At 70.5% G+C, this 19,232-nt stretch carries 17 protein-coding genes; 9 read left to right on the top strand and 8 right to left on the bottom strand.

What is annotated here, in order from left to right; genetic code table 11:
- The first annotated feature begins 8 nt into the window (after window positions 1-8).
- On the top strand, window positions 9-599 hold the full coding sequence (locus VAR608DRAFT_RS34775; RefSeq protein WP_088958197.1) for a chalcone isomerase family protein: 591 nt from the start codon (window positions 9-11) through the stop codon (window positions 597-599).
- Between the two features lie 9 nt (window positions 600-608).
- On the opposite strand, the gene gph is transcribed toward VAR608DRAFT_RS34775, so the two are convergent.
- A complete protein-coding gene (gene gph / locus VAR608DRAFT_RS34780) occupies window positions 609-1,286 on the bottom strand; it encodes a phosphoglycolate phosphatase (protein WP_088958198.1) in 678 nt (225 codons plus the stop codon).
- Between the two features lie 88 nt (window positions 1,287-1,374).
- Entirely contained in the window at window positions 1,375-2,049 is a 675-nt protein-coding gene (locus VAR608DRAFT_RS34785) for a response regulator transcription factor (RefSeq protein ID WP_088958199.1), read from the bottom strand.
- 238 nt (window positions 2,050-2,287) lie between these two features.
- Here VAR608DRAFT_RS34785 and VAR608DRAFT_RS34790 point away from each other — a divergent pair, with 238 nt between their 5' ends.
- Window positions 2,288-3,622 carry a DotU family type IV/VI secretion system protein gene (locus VAR608DRAFT_RS34790; RefSeq protein ID WP_088958200.1) on the top strand — a complete coding sequence of 445 codons (1,335 nt, stop codon included), beginning with the start codon at window positions 2,288-2,290 and terminating at the stop codon, window positions 3,620-3,622.
- Window positions 3,623-3,629: 7 nt separating this feature from the next.
- Window positions 3,630-4,763 carry a type VI secretion system protein gene (locus tag VAR608DRAFT_RS34795; protein WP_088958201.1) on the top strand — a complete coding sequence of 378 codons (1,134 nt, stop codon included), beginning with the start codon at window positions 3,630-3,632 and terminating at the stop codon, window positions 4,761-4,763.
- 15 nt (window positions 4,764-4,778) lie between these two features.
- On the opposite strand, the gene fusA is transcribed toward VAR608DRAFT_RS34795, so the two are convergent.
- On the bottom strand, window positions 4,779-6,839 hold the full coding sequence (fusA, locus tag VAR608DRAFT_RS34800; RefSeq protein WP_088958202.1) for an elongation factor G: 2,061 nt from the start codon (window positions 6,837-6,839) through the stop codon (window positions 4,779-4,781).
- 104 nt (window positions 6,840-6,943) lie between these two features.
- On the opposite strand from fusA, the gene VAR608DRAFT_RS34805 reads away from it, so the two are divergent.
- On the top strand, window positions 6,944-7,351 hold the full coding sequence (locus VAR608DRAFT_RS34805) for a hypothetical protein (protein ID WP_157731194.1): 408 nt from the start codon (window positions 6,944-6,946) through the stop codon (window positions 7,349-7,351).
- A 15-nt stretch (window positions 7,352-7,366) separates the two neighbouring features.
- Here the strand turns inward: VAR608DRAFT_RS34805 and VAR608DRAFT_RS34810 are convergent, their stop codons facing one another.
- The gene (locus VAR608DRAFT_RS34810; protein ID WP_088958204.1) at window positions 7,367-8,140 is read right to left on the bottom strand and encodes a PP2C family protein-serine/threonine phosphatase; all 774 of its coding nucleotides are present in this window, start codon (window positions 8,138-8,140) and stop codon (window positions 7,367-7,369) included.
- A 19-nt stretch (window positions 8,141-8,159) separates the two neighbouring features.
- Complete coding sequence (locus tag VAR608DRAFT_RS34815) at window positions 8,160-9,287, bottom strand: serine/threonine-protein kinase (protein WP_231973068.1); 1,128 nt, start codon at window positions 9,285-9,287, stop codon at window positions 8,160-8,162.
- A gap of 219 nt (window positions 9,288-9,506) precedes the next feature.
- On the opposite strand from VAR608DRAFT_RS34815, the gene VAR608DRAFT_RS34820 reads away from it, so the two are divergent.
- Window positions 9,507-10,298, top strand: coding sequence for a crotonase/enoyl-CoA hydratase family protein (locus VAR608DRAFT_RS34820; RefSeq protein WP_088958205.1), 792 nt, complete (start codon window positions 9,507-9,509; stop codon window positions 10,296-10,298).
- A gap of 20 nt (window positions 10,299-10,318) precedes the next feature.
- Here VAR608DRAFT_RS34820 and tagF read toward each other — a convergent pair whose 3' ends face one another.
- Window positions 10,319-10,903 (bottom strand): type VI secretion system-associated protein TagF, encoded by a 585-nt coding sequence (tagF, locus tag VAR608DRAFT_RS34825; RefSeq protein ID WP_231973069.1) that lies wholly within the window; start codon window positions 10,901-10,903, stop codon window positions 10,319-10,321.
- On the opposite strand from tagF, the gene VAR608DRAFT_RS34830 reads away from it, so the two are divergent.
- Entirely contained in the window at window positions 10,902-11,957 is a 1,056-nt protein-coding gene (locus tag VAR608DRAFT_RS34830; RefSeq protein WP_088958206.1) for a beta-1,6-N-acetylglucosaminyltransferase, read from the top strand. The two genes, tagF and VAR608DRAFT_RS34830, sit on opposite strands and share 2 nt — an antisense overlap.
- A 21-nt stretch (window positions 11,958-11,978) precedes the next feature.
- Here the strand turns inward: VAR608DRAFT_RS34830 and VAR608DRAFT_RS34835 are convergent, their stop codons facing one another.
- On the bottom strand, window positions 11,979-12,989 hold the full coding sequence (locus tag VAR608DRAFT_RS34835) for a phosphate/phosphite/phosphonate ABC transporter substrate-binding protein (protein ID WP_269458514.1): 1,011 nt from the start codon (window positions 12,987-12,989) through the stop codon (window positions 11,979-11,981).
- 7 nt (window positions 12,990-12,996) lie between these two features.
- A complete protein-coding gene (gene phnD / locus VAR608DRAFT_RS34840; protein WP_269458515.1) occupies window positions 12,997-14,085 on the bottom strand; it encodes a phosphate/phosphite/phosphonate ABC transporter substrate-binding protein in 1,089 nt (362 codons plus the stop codon).
- A 137-nt stretch (window positions 14,086-14,222) separates the two neighbouring features.
- Between phnD and VAR608DRAFT_RS34845 the strand changes: the two genes are divergently transcribed.
- The 3 genes from VAR608DRAFT_RS34845 (at window position 14,223) to VAR608DRAFT_RS34855 (ending at window position 19,223) form a co-directional block, all read left to right on the top strand.
- Window positions 14,223-16,112, top strand: coding sequence for an ATP-binding response regulator (locus VAR608DRAFT_RS34845; protein ID WP_088958208.1), 1,890 nt, complete (start codon window positions 14,223-14,225; stop codon window positions 16,110-16,112).
- A gap of 166 nt (window positions 16,113-16,278) precedes the next feature.
- Complete coding sequence (locus tag VAR608DRAFT_RS34850; RefSeq protein WP_088958209.1) at window positions 16,279-17,226, top strand: ABC transporter substrate-binding protein; 948 nt, start codon at window positions 16,279-16,281, stop codon at window positions 17,224-17,226.
- Window positions 17,223-19,223, top strand: coding sequence for a hybrid sensor histidine kinase/response regulator (locus VAR608DRAFT_RS34855; RefSeq protein WP_088958210.1), 2,001 nt, complete (start codon window positions 17,223-17,225; stop codon window positions 19,221-19,223). Before VAR608DRAFT_RS34850 ends, VAR608DRAFT_RS34855 begins: the two co-directional genes overlap by 4 nt.
- Window positions 19,224-19,232 lie beyond the last annotated feature (9 nt).

Consider the following 19,232-nt stretch of genomic DNA (forward strand, 5'->3'; position numbering starts at 1 on the left):
GCTCTTCAATGTCCAAGTCCGCCCTTCGCCGCGCCGCCCTGCTGGCCACTTTCGCCCTGGCGTCGCTCGCCGCCTCGGCCGTGCCGATCGATGTGGCCGGCGTCAAGCTCGACGACGCCGTCGACGTCCACGGCGCCAGGCTGCAGCTCAACGGCGCCGGGGTTCGGTACAAGGCGGTGTTCAAGGTCTACACGGCCGGCCTCTACCTCGGCAAGAAGGCGGGCACGCCCGAAGAGGTGCTGGCGGCGCCGGGCGCCAAGCGCGTCACGATCACCATGCTGCGCGACATCGACGCCAACGAGCTCGGGAAGCTCTTCACGCGCGGCGTGGAAGACAACTCGCCCAAGAACGAGATGTCGCAACTGATCCCGGGACTGCTGCGCATGAGCGGCATCTTTTCCGATCAGAAGCAGCTCAAGACCGGCGACACCTTCACCATCGACTGGGTGCCCGGCAGCGGCACCATCATCTCGGTGAAGGGCGCTGCGCAGGGCGAGCCGATCAAGGAGCAGGCCTTCTTCAACGCGCTCGTGCGCATCTGGCTCGGCCCCAGCCCCGCGGACTGGAAGCTCAAGGACGCCCTGCTCGGGAAGGGTTGACCGCCGGGCTCAGCGCAACCCGGCCAGTTCGGCCAGCGAGTCGACGAAGCCGTCCGCGTCCACGCCACGGACGGGCTCGCCGTGGTTGTAGCCGTAGCTCACGAGCACGACGGGACAGCCTGCCGCACGCGCGGCCTTCGCGTCGTTGCTGGAGTCGCCGACCATCAGCGTGCGCGCGGGCAGCGTCGCCAGCGCCTCGCAGGCCTTGAGCAGCGGCAGCGGATCGGGCTTCTTGCGCTCGAAGGCATCGCCGCCGAACATCACCTCGAAGAATCCGTCGAGCCCCTTGGCCGCCAGCAGCGGGCGCGCGAAGGCGGTCGGCTTGTTGGTCAGGCACGCGAGGCGCAGGCCACGCGCCCGCAAGGCAGTCAGGCCTTCGACCACGCCGTCATAGACGTCCGCGTGCTGCCCGTTGATGGCGAGGTAGTGGTGCTGGTAGCGCGGCCAAGCGCGCTCGAACCACGCATCGCCATCCTCCGACGTGCCGCGCACATGCCGGAGCACGGAGTGGATCAGGTGCTCCGACCCCTTGCCGACCATCCGCTCCACCGTCGGCCCGTCGATGTGCGGCAGCGCGAGTTCGTCGAACATGCGATTGAGCGCGACGACGAAGTCGCCTATGGTGTCGACCAGCGTGCCGTCGAGATCGACGATCGCCGCATCGAAGTTTGAGAGTTCCAGAGGCATCCCCCGAGCATAAGACCAGGAATCCCGCGGAACCGGCTCGGCCGGGCCGCTGGGATTGCCCCCGGAGGGGGGCGAGACTGGGGAAGAGCTAGGCCTCAGTCAACGACTGCGCCGCCACCACAGCCTCGGTCCGGTTGCGAACGTTGAGCGCCCGGAAGATCGCCGCGAGGTGGATCTTGACCGTGCCTTCGCTGATGCCGAGCGCGCGCCCGATCAGCTTGTTCGGCTTGCCTTGCGAGAGCAGTTGCAGCACCTCGACCTGGCGCTCGGTCAACACGTTGCGCAGGTGTTCGAGGGTCTGGGCCCCGGCGGCTGCGCCGGCGCGCTGCGCGCCATCCGCGCCGGGCATTCCGGCGATGAGGCCGGGCGGCACCGACGACAGCATCATCGGCGGCACGTAGACGCCGCCCGCGAGCACCAGCCGCACGGCGGACAGCATGACTTCGGGCGAATACGCCTTGGGGATGAAGCCGAGCACGCCGCGCTCCAGCGCGCTGCGCATGACCGCCGGGTCTTCGTAGCCCGACAGCACGATGACCGGCACCGCCGGATGCCGGCGGCGGATCTCATCGATGTGGGCCTGTCCCTCGGCGCCCGGCATGTTCAGGTCGATCATGGCCAGGTCGATGTCGTCGGATGCACCGGCGAGCAATTCGTCGACGCTCATCGCCAACACGAATTCGATGTCGGCTTGGATCTCCGACAGTTTGGCCTTGACCGCTTCGATGACGAGCCGGTGGTCGTCGGCGATCAGGATTTTCATGGCTTACCCCAGCGTCAGTGATGAACTCAGCACGTCGAAGATAACGGCGAAACCGGCGCGCAGCAAGGCGGATTCGCTTTCCGAACGACATAGCACCCAAGCGGTATGGCGCGGGCGGGCGCCCATGGAAGAATCGATTCGCATCCAGAAACGACAGGGGATACGGGCATGTGCCATCGATGCACGCGCGGTCAGAGCGCTTTCCCCGTCCCCGGCGACATCTAGCCGCGAGCCCCGCATGGCGCGCCTGCTCGATTGCTTTTCGGCCTTGCTTTCGTTCGGGCTGGCCCTGGATGCCTCCATCGCTGCCGGACGGACCGGCGCCACCACCTGCGAAGAAGCGCAGCGCCGGGCCATCGAGCTGCTCGACGAAGCCCGCGCGGCGGCCGAGCGCCTGGGCAAGTCCGCCGGGCAGATCGAGTCGGCCCTGTTCGCGATGGTCGCGTGGATCGACGAAGTCCTCTCGCGCCATCCCGGCTGCGAAGCCGCGGCCGCACCGCTGCAGATGCGGCTCTTCAATTCGAGCAACGCAAAGACCGAGTTCTTCCACCATCTGTCGGCGCTGCCGGCCGACGAAGAGGAAGTTCGCGAGGTCTACTGGCATGCATTGGCGCTGGGCTTCAAGGGCCAGTACTACTTCGAGAGCGGCGACGACGGCGAGCTCGGCAAACTCAAGGACCTGCACGGGCAGCAGCTCGCCATCCGCCCGGCGTCGCTCGACACGCTCGCCGAGGACCGCATCACGCCCCAGCCCTACGGCGTGCCCGATCCGCCGGGCCCGCGCGACCCGCAGGGCCGCAAGCGCGCCCTGCTGCGCACCGTCGCGGCGCTGGCGGTTGTGGTGCCGCTCGCCTACCTGGCCACGCATCTGCTGACCCACTCGCGCGAAACGCCGCTCACGCTGGTCCAGCGCGTTGAGCAGCAGGTGCAGACCTACGCCTGCGCGGATCTTTCCGCGCGACAGACGCCGGAGGGCATCATCCGCGTCAGCGGCTGGGTCCCGACCATGGAGGACGTGGTCCGCGTCCAGCGCGAGGTGCGAGGATTGCCCGGCGTGACCGAGACGAGCTTCGACCTGCGCCTGCGCGTCTGGCCGCACTGCGAGGTGGTCGAGATCCTGAAGCCCTACCAGGCGCGCAATCGCGAGCTGGGCCACGGGCTCAAGGTCGAGGCGGCGAGCGCGCACAAGGGGCAGCTGCGCGAAGGCGATCCGGTGCTGTTCCACGTCACCGGCCCCAACTACGACGGCTACCTCTGGGTCGACTACTACACGGCCGACGGCGCGGTGATGCACCTCAAGGCCGGCCGCGGGCAGCAGGCCCAGGTGCGCGCGGGCGAGACGGTCGAGCTGGGTCGCGACATTCCGGCGAGCTGGCTGGTCGCGCCGCCCTTCGGCACGGTGCTGCTGGCCGCGCTGTCCTCGCCGGTGCCCTTCAGCGAGGCCGCCGCGGAACGGCCGCCCTTCGAGCTGGCGTCCGCGTACCTGCAGCGGCTGCGCGAGACGCTGGCGGCGGGCCAGTCCGGTGCCCGGGTGATCGCCGACGCCCTGTTTCTCGAAACCGTTCCACGCTGAGGCAGCGATGAGCCAGTTGCCGCCGATTCCCCTGCAGTTCTGGACGCTGCTGGCGCTGTGCCTCCTGGCGCTCCTGAGCCTCTGGTGGGTGCTCCTCGGCGCGAGCCGGGCGGCGCGCCGCCGCTCGCTGCGCGCGCGCATCGCCGCGGTCACGCCCGGCGGCGCGGCAGGCCTCGCGCCGGCAGAAGATGCCGCGATCCAGCAGTCGCTCGCGCAGCAGGTTCCGCCGTCGCGGCCGGCATCGGCCGGGACGCCCCGGCGCAGCACGCTCTACACGACGCCCTGGTTCCTCTTCGTCGGCGACGCATCGGCGAACGTGACGGAGCTGCTCGCGCTCGCGACCGGCAGGCGGTCGGCAAAGCACGCTCCGCCCGCGAGCCGCCCCTTCTGGCGCTGGCACCGGCTGCCTTCGATGATCGCGATCGAAGTGGATCCGGCGGTGCTCGGCAACGCGCCGGACGAGCGCGGCCTCTGGTATCGCGCACTGCTGGAACTGGCCGAGCGCCGCAAGCGGCTGCCGCTCAACGGCATCGTGGTGTGCGTGGGCGCGGCGACGCTCCTCGAAGCCGGCCGCGCGAGGGACGAGCTCGCGCGCCGACTGCGTGCCCTGGTGTACGACGCGGCGGAGCACCTGCGCATCCAGCTGCCGGTGTACCTCGTCGTGACCGGGCTGGAACGCCTGGGCGGTTTCGATGCGCTGCGCGCGGCGCTGCCGGCCGGCGTGCTCGAACAGGCGCTCGGCCACCGGCTGCACAACGGCGCCGCGCCGCGCGTTCCGGCCGCGACGCAGCTCGACGGGCTGTTCAGCGAAATCATGCAGCGCATGCACGCGCTGCGGATGGCGCTGTTCCGGGCCGAGCGCAGCCCCGCAGAGCGGCACGCGACCCATGCATTCGTCGAGCAGCTGCGGTCGCTGCAGCCGGGGTTGCGCTCGACGGTCGATGTGCTGTTCGGCTATGGCGCCGGGCCGAGGTCGCCGCGCTGGCGCGGGCTCTACCTGGCCGCCACGCCATCCGACGGCAGCGCGGGTGCCTTCGCGCTCGATCTGTTCACGCGCTTTCTGCCCTCCGATCAGCCGCTGGCGCATTCGCGGCGGCCGGGTGCGGCGAACGACAGCGACTTCGCCTCGACGCGAATGTGATCGGCGGCGAAGCCCTCATTCGTCGTCGCGCACGCGGTGCTGGCTCGTCAAGGTCTGCTGGATCGCGGGCGGCACCGCCTCGTAGTGCGACAGCACGATGGTGTAGCGCCCCTGGCCGCTGGTCATCGCGTTGAGTCGCGACTGGTAGCTCGCGAGTTCCGACATCGGCACCTGCCCCTTGATGACGACGGTACCGGCCGCGAGGTTCGCGGTGCCGGTGACCAGCCCGCGCCGCGACGACAGGTCGCCGGTCACGTCGCCCATGGCCCCATCGGGCGCGGCGATCTCGATCTGCACGATCGGTTCGAGCACGATGGGACGCGCGTCGCGGATCGCCGCCATGAAGGCCTTGCGCCCCGCGGTGGCGAAAGCGATGTCCTTGCTGTCCACGCTGTGGTGCTTGCCGTCGTAGACCACCACCCGCACATCGACCACCGGATAGCCGGCGATCGCGCCGGTCGACAGCACCTCGCGCACGCCCTTCTCGACGGCGGGAATGAACTGCCCCGGGATCGTTCCGCCCTTGACCTGGTCGACGAACTCGAAGCCCTCCCCGCGGCCGAGCGGTTCGATGCGCAGGAACACCTCGCCGAACTGGCCCGCGCCGCCGGTCTGCTTCTTGTGGCGGTGGTGCCCTTCGGCCGGCGAGGTCACGGTCTCGCGGTAGGCGATGCGCGGCGGCCGCGTGTTGACCTCGAACTTGTAGACCTCGCGCAAGCGGTCGAGCAGCACGCGCAGATGCAGGTCGCCGAGTCCGTACACCACCGACTCGTTGGTGGCGGCCACGTGCTCGACGCGCAGGCAGGGGTCTTCGCCGACCAGCTTGCCGAGGATTTCCCACATCCGCTGCTCGTCGCCGTGCCGCTTGGGCTCGATCGCCAGGCCGTGCACCGGCACGGGAAAGTCGAGCGGCGCCAGATGCACGTGGTCATCCTCGGCCGCATCGTGCAGCACCGAGTCGAACTTGATCTCGTCCACCTTCGCGACCGCCACGATGTCGCCCGGCAGCGCACGCGCAACCTCGACGTGGTCCTTGCCCTGCAGCATGAACAGGTGCCCCACCTTGAAGGGCTTGCGGCCGTCGCCCACGTAGAGCTGGCTGTCGCGCGTGACCGTGCCCTGGTGCACGCGGAAGATGCCCATCTTGCCGACGTAGGGGTCCACCGTGACCTTGAACACGTGCGCGAGCACATGCAGCGAAGGGTCCGGGACGGCCTCCATCGGCTCCGCGGCGGCGCCCTCGCCCAGCAGGAAGTCCGGCGGATTGGATTCGGTCGGGTCGGGCAGCAGCTTGACGATGACGTCGAGCAATTCCTCGATGCCCGCGCCGGTGCGCGCGGAGACGAAGCACACCGGTATCAGATGCCCTTCGCGCAATGCCTGTTCCAGCGGCGCATGCAGCTCGGCGGGGTCCACGTCGCCATCGCTCAGATAGCGGTCCACGAAGGCGGCGTCGACCTCGACCACCTGCTCCACCAGCGCGCGGTGCGCCGCATCGACCGAGCCGACGTCGCACGTCCCCTCGCGGTTGAAGAAGCAGTCCACCACCCGTGCGCCACCGTCGCCGGGCAGGTTGAGCGGCAGGCATTCGCGCCCCAAGCTCGCCTGGATCTGCTGCAGCAGCCCTGCCAGATCCACGCCCTGGGCATCGATCTTGTTGACGATGATCATGCGCGTGAGGTGGCGCGAGGCCGCGTACTCCATCATCCGCAGCGCCATCTGCTCGATGCCGGTCGAGGCGTTGATGACGATGGCCGCGGTCTCGACCGCTTCCAGGGCGGGCAGGCTCTGGCCGAGGAAATCGGGGCCGCCGGGCGTGTCGATGAAGTGGATGCGCGTGTCGGCGTGCGTCAGATGCATGATCGAGGCGTTGAGCGAGTGCTGCATTCGCCGCTCGAGCGGATCGTGATCGCTCACCGTGCTTCCGCGCTCGACGCTGCCCGCCGCGCCGATGGCGCCGGCGCGCTGCAGCATGGCCTCCGCGAGCGTGGTCTTGCCGGAAGCGGACGCTCCGACGAGTGCCAGCGTCCGCACCGCTTCCATTTCGGCCGCGAGGCCGTTCGATCGGCTTGGCATGAGTGGTCTCCTCAACACCCGGGCGACCCAGCGTACGGGATTGACCGGCCGGACGCAAGCCGGGCTTGCATTGCCGGACAATGGCGGCACTCACGGCAGAACGCATGGCACAGCCACCCCTCACACCCCGCGCGACCGGCTACGCCCGCACGCAATTCATGGTCGTCAAGATCCCGGTCGTCGCCGACATGGACGATCTGTATCACCAGCGCGAGGACCGCATCGACCAGGCGCTCAGGGCCAGGGGCCTCGGCACGGTGATCGGCTGGGGCGACTCGCTCGGCGAGACGCGGGCCGGCGGATCGCGGCGCGTCGCCTACACCCGCGTCGATCTCGACGTGGCGGACATCGAGGCCGCGCGGGCCGCGCTGCAGCAGGTGCTCGCGGCGCTCGGCACGCCGGCCGGCACGGAGATCCACTACAGCCGCGACGGCGCCAGCGTGGCCGACGTCTACGCCCCGCCGGAATGGCGGCTGGCACAGCCGGTGGTGCGCGGGCTCCGGCAGCGCTAACCGCCGCCCGGCCGCTCAGGGCTGAAGCGGCAGCGGCTCGGTCGTGTCCTCGTCGGCGCGCAGCCACATCGCGACCGCGGTGTAGTTGTCGTAGCCGGGCGCGGCGAGGAGCCCGATCTCGGCGTCGATCGTGTCGATCCACTGGTGCGGATCGAGCGACGCCCGCAGGATCTCGCCCAGCCGCCGGTCGCCCAGCACCTCCCAGACGCCGTCGCTGCACAGCAGCACCACATCGCCGACCCGCACCGGCATGCGCTCGGAAACGTCGATCTCGACGTCGCCGTCCGGCGCGCCGAGGGCCGACAGCAGCAGGTTGCGCTGCGGATGCAGCCGCGCACGCTCCTCGTCGATCATCCCGCCGTTGACCAGTTGCTGGACGAGGCTGTGATCGACGGTGCGCGCCACCTGCTCACCGTCGCGGAACAGGTAGGCACGGCTGTCGCCGGCGTGGACCCAGGCGAGTTCGCAGGCCTCCAGGTCGACGACCGCGACAACCGCGGTCGATCGCATGTCCGCCAGCCGGCCGCCCTCGGCCTGCCGTGCGACCACGTCGCGGTTGGCCTGTTCGAGCAGGTGGCGCAGCCGGCCCTGCTCCAGCCCCGGCGAAGCGGCCAGGGCACCGAGCACGCTCGATCGGGCGACGTCGGCGGCCACGTCCCCACCCCCATGCCCGCCGGCACCGTCGGCCACGAGGCAGGCGGCGAAGCGTCCGTCGCTCCACTGCCCGAACACGTCCTCGTTGTAAGGGCGCCCGCCCTGCTTCGAGACGGAGACGATTTCGATGTCCACCGGCCGGCCTCGCTTCGGTTCAGCGGACGCTGAACGCCCACCACACCATGACGGCCATGGCGAGCGGCAGGCTCGCGGCGACCGAGGCCGCCACGGCGAGCAACTGGCGCTGGCGCTTGGTCGCGGGCGCGGGGCTTTGCGGCGGCTGCGCGGCTGCCGCCGCCTGCCGGCGGCCGGGCGCCAGACGCATCGGCGCCGGCGCAGGCTCGAGGCCCAGCGCCTCCCGGAAGGCCGCCATCGACTGCGGCCGCGATTCGGGCCGCACGCCGAGCCCTGCGTCGATCGCGCTCAGCAGTCGCTCGCTGTAGCGCTGGCGCAGCGCCTCGTTGCGCGCCAGCGGCAGGTAGCTGTCGGACAAGAGCCGCGCCACCGACGGCGGCGGCGGCCGTCCGCAGACCGCGACGTGCAGCACGGCGGCAAGCGCGTACACGTCGGTCCATGCGCCCTGAACCATGTCGGGCGCGCTGGCGTACTGCTCGACCGGCGCGTAGCCGGGCTTGAGGATCACGGTGATGGTCTGCGTCTTGTCGCTGATCACGCGCCGCGCGGCGCCGAAGTCCAGCACCACCGGCCGCCCGGAGCCTTCGAGAAGGATGATGTTGTCCGGCGCGATGTCGCGGTGATAGCAGTGCGCGGCATGCATGACCATCAGCGCCTGCGTGACGCCGTCCATCACCTTCAGCAGCCAGGCTTCCTGCGCGATGCCCGGCGAGGCGGCCAGCGCCTGCTTCAGCGTGTCGCCGCGATAGAAGGGCATGACCATGTACGCCGTGCCGTGCTCCTGCCAGAACCGGTAGACCTTGAGCAGCGACGGATGGCCGAACTGCGCCAAGAGCCGCGCCTCGTTGATGAAGCCGCGCATGCCGAGCTCGAAGGTTTCGCGGTGCCGCTCCGACAGCGGCACCACCGCGCCGTCCGACCGCCGCGCCGACAGCGACGACGGCAGGTACTCCTTGATCGCGACCACGCGCTCCAGCACCGGGTCCCACGCCTCGTAGACCACGCCGAAGCCGCCCTGGCCGACGATGCGCGTGATCTCGAACTCGGCCAGCCGCGCGCCGACCGCGAGCAGGCCCGCGCCGACGCGGCGCGGCGCCGACCGCACGGCGGGCGCCACGGTGGGCGCGAGCGAAGGCGGAAATGCCACCGGCTCCTCCTTCCCCGCCGGAGGAGCCGGAGCCGACGCACGGGGATTCACGCTGCCTCCGGAGATGACTCAGGGAGCGTCAGTGTCCGGCGCTGGCGCTGCGTGGGAAATAACGCGAAAGGCCTACCGCGGAGGACGCATCCGCATGACGCCCGCGGCCTGGCATCGGCACCGGATGTTGCCTAGGATGAGCGCCACCTCCACAGAGTCAGGCCGGCCATGGACAGCGCTTCCCCATCCGTTCTCTTCGAAACCCACGGCGCGATCTGCACCATCACGCTTTCCCGCCCCGCCAAGCGCAACGCAGTCGACGGCCCCACCGCCGCCGCGCTGCTGGCCGCCTTCGGGCGCTTCGAGGCCGACGAGACCCTGCGCGTCGCGATCCTCACCGGCGCCGGAGGCCACTTCTGCGCCGGCGCCGATCTCGCGGCGCTGGGCGATCCCCTGCTCCGCAACCCGCTGACGCCGGACGGCAGCGGCCCCGGCCCGATGGGGCCCACGCGGATGGCGCTGTCGAAGCCGCTGATCGCCGCCGTCAGCGGCTATGCGGTGGCAGGCGGGCTCGAGCTCGCGCTCCTGGCCGACCTGCGCGTGGCCGACGAGGACGCGGTGTTCGGCGTCTTCTGCCGGCGCTGGGGCGTGCCGCTGATCGACGGCGGAACGGTGCGCCTGCCGCGCATCGTGGGGATGGGGCGCGCGCTCGACATGATCCTCACGGGCCGCCCGGTGCCGGCGGCGGAGGCGCTCGCGATGGGGCTGGTCAACCGCATGACCCCGCCCGGCGGCGCATTGGCGGCGGCCCGGGAACTGGCACAGCAGATCGCCGCGTTCCCGCAGCAGTGCATGCGGACCGACCGGCGCTCGGCCTACGCGCAGTGGGATCTGCCGCTCGCCGAAGCCCTGCGGCAGGAAGGCGCGAACGGCGTGCCGATGGTGTTCGCGGAAGGCGAAGCCGGCGCGCAGCGCTTCGCCCGCGGCGCTGGGCGCCATGGGCAATTCGGCGATCGGTGAGCCGGGACCGGCCTTCGCGCTCAGGGCTCGTTCGGGCCGGGCGCTTCCGCGCCGGCGGCGCAGCCGAAGAGCGCCTCGAACTGGTCGTCCTGCGGCAGTTCCTGGCCGGCCATTCCGAGCCCGCGCTCGGCAGTGGGATCGGTCAGCCAGAGGGACTGACCGACCACCGGCAGGGCCAGCGTCGCGTCGGGGTCCCCGTCCGGCCTTCCGGCGAACGCGAAAAGCTGGTGCAGGAGCACTTCGAAATGCAGCGCGTCGAGGTGCTCCCGCGTGCCCTCGCGCGCGGCGCGGTTCGCGAGGCCCCACCAGTGGCGCAGGCGTGCCAACGCATCGCCCCGGAGCTCGCTTTCGGCGGAGCCGAGCTCGGCCGCGAGCGTGAAGGGGAAATGGCGGCCCATCTCGTCGACCGAAGGGACGAGCACGCCGACCCAGCTTTGCGCATCGACCACGTCGTTGCCGAGCACGAAGCACCAGCGCGGCGCGTCCAGGTAGTGATCGGGCCAGTGCGGATGACGAAGCTGCATGCGCGCGATGCCGGCGCGCAGCCAGAGGCCCCAGGGCTCGCGAAAGCTCTGCGGCAGGCGACGGTGCGAGAAGTCGGCCATGCCCGGCAGCCTGCCGAGCCAGCCCGGCGCCGCGTCTGAAAAGAGGGAACTCGTCTGCCCGTGCACAAGCCCTCCGGCATGGGAAACATGCGTATTTTCGATTACAAATGGAAGGATCGCTTTCCATTTGTTCTGCAATGAAACCAATCTGTCGGCGAGCGCCGGCGGGGAAAGAACCGAAAGCATGCGAATTGCGGTGCTCATCCTTCTGCACAAATGGACGGACCAGCAGAAGCGTCTCGTCGAATTCCTCGCCCGCGAGTACGAGGTGTTCATCCATGCCGACAAGCGGTCGAAGCTGACGATCGAGACCGACCTGCCCCGCGTCCACGTCTACAGCGAGTACAAGAACTATTGGGGCCACCACAGCGTGAACGACGCCGCCGTCTTCCTTTTCAGGCAGGCGGCCAAGCTCGGCTTCGACCGCTATCTGCTGATCTCCGGGGACGACGTGCCGATCAAGCCGCTGTCCGAGATCACCCGCTTCTTCGCCACCAACGACCTGGAATTCTTCGAGCACCACCTGATGCCGCGCGACCACTGGCCGGGCAACGGCGGCTTCGACCGGGTCGACTTCTTCTATCCGAAGGTGCTGTCCAGAGGGCCGTCGCATCCGCTGACCGTCAAGTTCACCATCTTGCTGGACCGGCTCAACCGAAGACTCCTGATCCCTGCGATGCGAAAGGTCGCGCGCCGCCCGCGGATGCCGGTCGAATACTGGGGCGGCGGCTTGTGGCTCAACCTGTCCGCCCACTGCGTCGATCAGATGCTCGCCTGGCTCGACCGCAATCCGTGGTACCCGCGGAAATTCCACGGGACCCGCTGCGCGGACGAAATCTTCTTTCAAACGCTGATCTTCAACTTCGTGCCGGACGTCGAAGTCCGCAACGATCACCTGCGATACATCGACTGGCATTCGGGCCCGGAATTCCCCCGGGTGATGCGCGGATCGGATCTCGAAAAGATGCGGCAGTCGCCGGCCCTCTTCGCGCGCAAGTTCGACCACAACGTCGATCCGGCGGTGATCGACGCGGTCTACGCAGGCCTGGGCTGAGCCGGCGCGCAGCGCTGCGGCTCAGCGACTGTCCGCGCGCAGCACCGACTGCTGCAGGGCGTAGGCCTTCTCGATGCGGTCGAGCTTCGCCTGGCGCGCTTCCTCGCTGACCCAGCGGGCGTTGAGGGCGCTCTGCCGCGCAAGCTGGTATTCGAGCCGGGCCGCCGGAAGCAGCGCCTTGTTGTCGGCCGCCACGTAGCCGAGGCTCGCGTGCAGGTCCTTCAGCGTCTCGCGCTGCGCGTTGCCGCGCACGCCCGGCCCCTGCCCGTAGCCGGTGAAGAACGCGCGCAGCTTCTTCTGCAGCTCGGGCGGAAGGTCGCGCCGCACCACGATCGGCGCCTGCGGCGTCGGGTCCGAGCGCCAGACGATCTGCAGCCGCCCGGCCTCGGCCGGGAATTGGCGCCGGAAGCGCTCGAAGTCGGTGGTGTTGTTGGTCGCGACGTCGGCGTCGCCGTTGGCCACCGCGAGCGCCGTGGCCTGGTGCGTATCGACGATCTCGCTCTTGAAGCGCGTCTCCATCTCGATGCGGTGCGGCAGGAAGAGCTGCACCTGCGGCAGGATGAATCCCGACACCGAGCGGCTGTCGCCGCGCGCGAGCCGCCATCGCTCAGGGTGGGCCAGCAGCTCGTCGAGGCTGCCCGGCGGCCCGTCCTTGCGCACCAGCAGGATCGCGCGATGGTCCGGATCGCCGGGATGCCGCTTCACCAGCGCGAGCACGTTCATGCGCCGCTGCGTCACCGCATCGAGCGCCATCTTCGCGGACAACAGCCCGAGGTCGACTTCGTTGCGTTGGATCGCCTGGTCGAGCGATTCGTAGCTCGTCACCGAAAGCACCGTCACCGGCCGCCCGATGGCGCGCGCCAGATCGGCCAGCAGCGGCGACCAGCCGTCCTTCGACTCGACCGCGCCGCCGATCGGCAGCACGCCGAAGCGCAGCGGCTCGGCCGCCTCGCGCGGGGCGGCGAGGGCATGCCAGCCCAGCGCCGCCAGCAGCAGGCAGCGGCCCACCCGAACGATCCAGGCTTTGCTCACGATCCGATCAACGCGGCGCGTCTCCACGAAGCGCGGCCATCTGCTCGGCGTAGGTGGCCTCGATGCGCTGCAGCCGCGCCTGGCGCGCGGACTCGTTGACCCACTGCGAGTTCATCGCGCTTTGCCGCGCGAGCTGGTAGGCCAGCTTGGCGGCGGGCATCAACGAGCTGTTGTCGGCGGCGACGAAGCCGGCCAGGTCGTGCAGCGACTTCAGCACGGCGCGTTCCGCATCGCCGCGCGGGCCCTTGCCTCTTGCATAGTCGACGAGGAAGCCCTGCACCTTCCGGCGGAAGGCGTCGTCGTACTCGCGGCGCATGACGATCTGCGCGTGCGGGATCAGCTCGGACTCCCAGATCACCTGCAGCCGATCGGCCTCGGCCGGGAACTGGAGCTTGAAGCGCTCGAAGTCCGCCGTGTTGTTCGTCGCCACGTCGGCTTCGCCGTTGGCCACCGCGAGCGCCGTCACCTGGTGGGTGCCGACGACCTCGCTGCGAAAGCGCGTCTCCATCACGATGTGATTGGGCAGGAAGAGCTGCAGCTGCGGCACGATGAAACCGGAGACCGAGCGGCTCTCGCCGCGCGCGATGCGCCATTTCTCGGGCTCGGCCAAGAGGCCCTTGAGGCTGGTGTAGTCGCCGGTCTTGCGGGTGAGCAGCAGCGCCCGGTAGCCCGGCAGGCCGTCATGGCGCGTGACCTGGGCGATCACGTTCATGCGGCGCAGCGTCACCGCATCGAGCGCCATCTTGCCCGACAGGAAGGCCATGTCGACCTGGTCGCGCTGGATCGCCTGTTCGAGCGCCTCGTACGAGGTCACCGAGAGCATGCTCACCGGACGGCCGATCGCGCGGCTCAGGTCCGCGAGCAGCGGCTCCCAGTCGTTGCGCGACTCGAAGGCGCCGCCCAGCGGGAGGATGCCGAAGCGCAGCGGCGCGGCGCCGGGCGAGGTCTGCGCCTGCGCCGCCTCGATGCCCATCAGCCCCATCAGGAGCATCGCCGCGCCGTACAGCGTTCGCGCGCACACGCGACGCACTGCCGCGCGGAAACGCTCCGGCCGGGCATGCGATGCGCTGGAATTGCTGTGGACCGGAGCCTGCATCGGGGCTGAAAGAAGAACGCGGACGGTTGAATTCACAATTAGAAACTAACTTCAAGAATTCCCGTGTCGTTTTTCTCCATCCATGTTTTTCGATCGGTAACGTATAACGGGACCCGCGCGCCGCTCGACATCCGTCCATGAACTGGTCCTTCCGTGCCTTCCATCTGCTGCGTCTGACGCTGGCCCAGCAGCTCGTCCTGCTCGCCCTCCTGCCGGCCACCGTCGCCACCCTGGGCGTGATCGCGGTGCTGACGCGCCAGCACCTGTCGAACGTGACCGAGCTGGTCCGCGCCAACGCGCAGACGGTGGCGCTGCAGGTCGCGACGGTGGCGCAGTCGCAGATCCAGCGCATGGACCGCCGCGCGCTGCAACGCACCGCGCAATCCGGCAGCTACCAGCCGCATGTGCAGCAGGTGCAGATCTGGTCGGAGGACGGCGAGATCGTCGCCAACTCGGAAACCACCGACCGCACGCGCGGCGAAGGCCTTCAGGTGGTCGCGCCGATCATCGGCGACGACGGCAAGACCGCGGGCAAGGTGATGGTCGAGATGAGCCTCGACGCGGTGGGCAGCGCCAAGCAGGCGGTGTGGTTCAACGTGGTGCTGGTGCTTGCCGCGAGCCTGGTGGGCGTCGGCCTCGCGGGCTGGTGGGCGGCGCGGCGGATCAGCTCCCCGATCCGCGAGCTCGGCGAGGCGGTGGAGCGCCTCGGCGCGGGCGAGGATGCGCAGGTGACCATCGAGGGCACGGCCGAAGTGCGCCGCCTGCAGGATGGCTTCAACCAGGCGGCGCGCGCGCTGACCGAAAGCCGCAACCAGCTCGAAAGCCGGATCACCGACGCCACGGCGGAGCTCGCGCGCAAGAACCAGCAGCTCGAAGTCGCGAGCCAGGCGAAGACCCGCCTGCTCGCCGCCGCCAGCCACGACCTGCGCCAGCCGCTGCATGCGCTCACGCTGTTCTCCGACGGCCTTGCCAACGGCGAGACCGACCCGGCACGGCTGCAGCGCATCGGCCACATCCGCGAGTGCGTGGAATCGCTCGACCGGCTGTTCACCGAGCTGCTCAACCTCTCGCAGCTCGACGCCGGCGTGTTGCAGCCGCAATGGACGGACTTCGCGCTCGACACCCTGTTCGACGAGATCAGCCGCAACTTCCGCGCGGTGGCCGAGCAGCAGAACCTGCGCCTGGTGGTGCGCAAGACCGATGCGTGGGTGCGCTGCGACTACGTGATGCTCTCGCGCATCCTCAACAACCTGGTGTCGAATTCGCTGCGGCACACCGTCGAAGGCGGCGTGCTGATCGGCGCGCGGCGGCGCCGCAAGGGCATCCGCATCGACGTCTGGGACACCGGCGTGGGCATCGCGGCGCACCACCAGGCGCGGGTCTTCGAGGAGTTCTACCAGGTCGAGCCGCAGGGCGGCCGGCAGGGCGGCCGCGACTCGCGCGGGATGGGGCTCGGCCTGGCGACGGTGCAGCGCCTCGCGGCCCTGCTGAACACGCGCGTCGAACTCAGTTCGCGGCCGAACAAGGGCACCTGCGTGCGCGTGGTGGTGCGCGCCACCGAACCGCTGGTCCCGCTGCCCGCGCCGCCCCTGCTGCCCATGGGCCTCGCGGCGGACGACGACGGCGGGCTGCGCAACATCCGCGTGCTGGTGATCGACGACGAGCGCACCATCCTCGAGGGCCTGCAGGTGGTGCTTTCCAACTGGGGCGCCGAGGTGCTCGCTGCGCAGAGCCGCAGCGAGGCACTGGCCCTCGCGAGCGCCTGGGAGCGGCCGCCCGACGTCGTGTTGAGCGACCTGCTCCTGCAGGGCGGCGACAACGGCCTCGATGTGCTGGCCGCGCTGGAGCGCCACCCCAACGGCATCGGTCCGGCCACCGCCCGCCTGCTGGTGACCGGCGAGACCAAGCCCGACCGCCTGCGCGAAGTCGCGAGCGCGGGGGTCACGGTGCTCTACAAGCCGGTCTCGCCGAAGGTGCTGCGGCAGGCGATCGCGGCTCAGTTGGCGACCGTGCGGGAACTCGCGTGAGGTCATGCGTCCATACGCCGTCTGACATAGGCCGTCAGGCCGCGAACCGGCTCGCGCACTCCCTCACGATCCGACCCCGTGCCGGGGGGAATAAGCCCTCTGCCTTATCGCGCGCAAAGAGCCTCGTCCGTACATTGGGCCCCATCACCCATGCGGATGCGGTTCGATGTTCGCCACGCTTTTCCCCCCACTGGTTCGAAGGAAGCGGTCCATCGCGGTTGCGGCATTCGCTTGCGCGGTAACGGTGTGGAGCGGTGCGAGCGCAGCCGGACTGACGGTGCTGATGGCCGACGAGAGCGCGCCCTATGCCGAGTTCGTCCAGCAGTTGCGCGAGCTGCAGGAAGCGGGCAGCCGCCTCGACCTGATCCATCTGGCGGCCGGACAGCCCGCACCGGCACCCTCCCCGGGCGACGCCGTCACCATGGCCGTCGGCGTGGCCGCGGCGCGATCGGCGATCGAGCGCCCCGGGCAGGACCCGCTGGTGCTCGCCATGCTGAGCCGGCTCGACTACGAAAGCCTGAGGATCAGCCCCGCGATGCGGCACCCGGAGCGCCAGATCGGCGTGCTGCTGCGCGACCCGGCCATGGCCGACCAGCTGGCGCTGATCGACGCGGTGATGCCGCGCAAGCGGCGCCTCGGCGTGGTGGCCACCAGCGAATCGGCGCCCCTCGTGCGCGAACTGCAGAGCGCCGCGCAGGACTGGGATCTGCAGGTGGAGTTCGCGCCCGACGCGAAGTCGCTCGCGGCGGCGTTGCGCGTGCTGGTGCCGCGCAGCGATGCGCTGCTCGTGCTGCCGGACATGATCGGCGACAACCAGGCCGCGACGCTCGCGGTGCTGCGCGCCGGCGCGGGCGCCGGGCTGCCGGTCTTCGGCGCCAGCGACGGGATGGTGCGCTCCGGCGGACTCGCGGCCGCGGTCTCCACGCCGGCGCAACTGGCCCAGCAGGCGCGCGCGCTCGGCCAGAAGCTGGCCGCCAGCACGGGGCCGCGCGGCGTGGTCGTCGAGGCCGCGACCCCGGCGACGGTACGCGTCAACGCCACCGTGGCGCGCGGGCTCGGCCTGCGGCTGCCTGAAGAACATGAACTCACGGAGCGGGTCACCGCGACCAGATGACTGCCAGCCAACCCATGATCGCGCCATCGTCCGACGCACGGCCCGCCGAGCCGGCCGCCACGCCGAGCCGCGACCTCGTCGTGGCCGGCAACCTGCAGCGCGACCTGTTCCGCCTCGGCGTGGTGCCCTGCGTCATCGTGGCGCTGGCGCTCACAGGCTGGTTCACCCACAGCCGCCTCGATGCGCTGGAAGCGGCCTTCGATGCCGAGGGCCAGGCCGTCGCGCGCCAGGTTGCGGCGATGTCCGACCTGAGCCTCTACGCCGGTGACGTGCCGGCGCTGCAGAACGTCGCCAACGCCGCGCTGCGCGGCGGACAGGTGACGCGCGTCGAGATCAGCAACAGCGCGGGCGTCTTCGTCTCCGCCGGACCGAAGACCGCGCCGATGGGCGAACTTCGCATGTTCACCGCGCCGGTCACGCTGCGCGAAGCCTCGCGCGCCACCGCCTTCGCGCCGGCCGGCTCGACCACCGCGGGCGAGGCGCCGATCGGGCTGGTCCAGACCTTCCGCGACACCACCGCCTACGCGCACGAACGCACGCGCCTGCTGATGGCCGGCATCGGCATCGCGCTGCTCGCGCTGCTGGCCGCCTGGGCCTGGGTGCGCCACACCGCGCGTGCGGTCGCGCAGCCGCTGCGCCGCATCTCGCGCACCGTCGCCGCGCTGGAAGCCGGCCAGTTCGATGCGCGCTGCAACGTGGTCACCTCCGGCGCCGACGAGGACGACGACGATGCCGGCGGCGGCCGCCGGCGCGCGCGGCACGAGTTCGCCAACCTCGCGCACGACATCAACCGGCTCGCCGAACGGCTGCAGCGCAACCAGCAGATCAGCGACGAGCAGGTCCGCGAGGCCACCGCCGTGGCCCTGCAGCGCATGGCCGAGGCCGAGCAGGCGGCGCTGTCCCGCGCGCGCTTCCTGGCCGCCGCGAGCCACGACCTGCGCCAGCCGCTGCACGCCATGGGCCTGTTCATCGACGGCCTGCTGCCGACCGCCAACCCGACGCAGCGCCCCGCGGTGCTGCGGCTGCAGGAAGCCACCGACTTCATGGGCGTGCTGCTCGACGACCTGCTGGAGATCTCGCGGCTCGATGCGCAGGTGCTGACACCCGCGATCGCCGGGGTGTCGCTCGCCAGCCTGTTCGACCAGCTGGAGGCGCAGCATGCCGCCGCGGCAGCCGCGGCGCACGTGCGGCTGGTCTGGAAGGACCGGGGGCTGGCCGTCAACACCGACCCGGCGCTGCTCTTGCGCATCGTCGGCAATCTGGTCAGCAATGCGATCCGCCACACGCCGGCCGACGGCGCGGTGCTGGTGGTCGCGCGCCGTCGCAACGGCGCGGTGCGCATCGAAGTGCGCGACAACGGCGTCGGCATCGCGCCGATCCACCAGACGCGCGTCTTCGAGGAGTTCTACCAGGTGGCGAACACCGAGCGCGACCGCCGGCAGGGCTTCGGGCTCGGTCTCGCGATCTGCGCGCGCATCGCGCTCCTGCTCGGCACGCGCATCAAGCTGCGCTCGGCGCTGCAGGCGGGCAGCACCTTCTGGCTCGACCTGCCGATCGCGCATCCGCGCGAGGTCGCGCCGTCCGCGAAGGAGCCCGCGGCCGCGGCACCGCTGGCCGGCCTGCATTGCCTCGTGGTGGACGACGACCCGGCGATCCTCGACGGCAGCCGGACGCTGCTCGAGCTCTGGGGTTGCCAGGTGGACTGCGCCTCCACGCGCAATGAGGCGCTGACGCGGCTCGACAAGTCCGACGCGCATTTCGACGTCGTGCTCTGCGACCTGCAGCTCGACGGCGAGGAAGACGGCATGGAGGTCATCGAGAACACCCGCCGCCTGCAGCCCGATGCGCTCGCGGTGCTGGTTTCGGGCGCCACCGGGCCCGAGGCGCTGCAGCGGCTGCGCAAGCGCGGCGTGATGCTGCTGACGAAGCCGGTCGCGCCGGCCAAGCTGCGTGCCCTGCTCTCGACGAAGCGCATCCCCGTCTTCGCAGCCTGCTGAGCCGCTCCC

Origin of the sequence: Variovorax sp. HW608, from assembly GCF_900090195.1 — a bacterium.
Classification (GTDB): Bacteria; Pseudomonadota; Gammaproteobacteria; order Burkholderiales; family Burkholderiaceae_C; genus Variovorax.

Coding starts and splice junctions, on each gene's coding strand:
- VAR608DRAFT_RS34775 (WP_088958197.1), top strand. CDS start 9: ATGTCCAAGTCCGCCCTTCGCCGCGCCGCCCTGCTGGCCACTTTCGCC.
- tagF (WP_231973069.1), bottom strand. CDS start 10,903: ATGGCCGACTTCTCGCACCGTCGCCTGCCGCAGAGCTTTCGCGAGCCC.
- VAR608DRAFT_RS34845 (WP_088958208.1), top strand. CDS start 14,223: ATGAACTGGTCCTTCCGTGCCTTCCATCTGCTGCGTCTGACGCTGGCC.
- VAR608DRAFT_RS34850 (WP_088958209.1), top strand. CDS start 16,279: ATGTTCGCCACGCTTTTCCCCCCACTGGTTCGAAGGAAGCGGTCCATC.
- VAR608DRAFT_RS34820 (WP_088958205.1), top strand. CDS start 9,507: ATGGACAGCGCTTCCCCATCCGTTCTCTTCGAAACCCACGGCGCGATC.
- fusA (WP_088958202.1), bottom strand. CDS start 6,839: ATGCCAAGCCGATCGAACGGCCTCGCGGCCGAAATGGAAGCGGTGCGG.
- VAR608DRAFT_RS34790 (WP_088958200.1), top strand. CDS start 2,288: ATGGCGCGCCTGCTCGATTGCTTTTCGGCCTTGCTTTCGTTCGGGCTG.
- VAR608DRAFT_RS34830 (WP_088958206.1), top strand. CDS start 10,902: ATGCCCGGCAGCCTGCCGAGCCAGCCCGGCGCCGCGTCTGAAAAGAGG.
- phnD (WP_269458515.1), bottom strand. CDS start 14,085: ATGCAGGCTCCGGTCCACAGCAATTCCAGCGCATCGCATGCCCGGCCG.
- VAR608DRAFT_RS34795 (WP_088958201.1), top strand. CDS start 3,630: ATGAGCCAGTTGCCGCCGATTCCCCTGCAGTTCTGGACGCTGCTGGCG.
- VAR608DRAFT_RS34805 (WP_157731194.1), top strand. CDS start 6,944: ATGGCACAGCCACCCCTCACACCCCGCGCGACCGGCTACGCCCGCACG.
- VAR608DRAFT_RS34785 (WP_088958199.1), bottom strand. CDS start 2,049: ATGAAAATCCTGATCGCCGACGACCACCGGCTCGTCATCGAAGCGGTC.
- VAR608DRAFT_RS34855 (WP_088958210.1), top strand. CDS start 17,223: ATGACTGCCAGCCAACCCATGATCGCGCCATCGTCCGACGCACGGCCC.
- gph (WP_088958198.1), bottom strand. CDS start 1,286: ATGCCTCTGGAACTCTCAAACTTCGATGCGGCGATCGTCGATCTCGAC.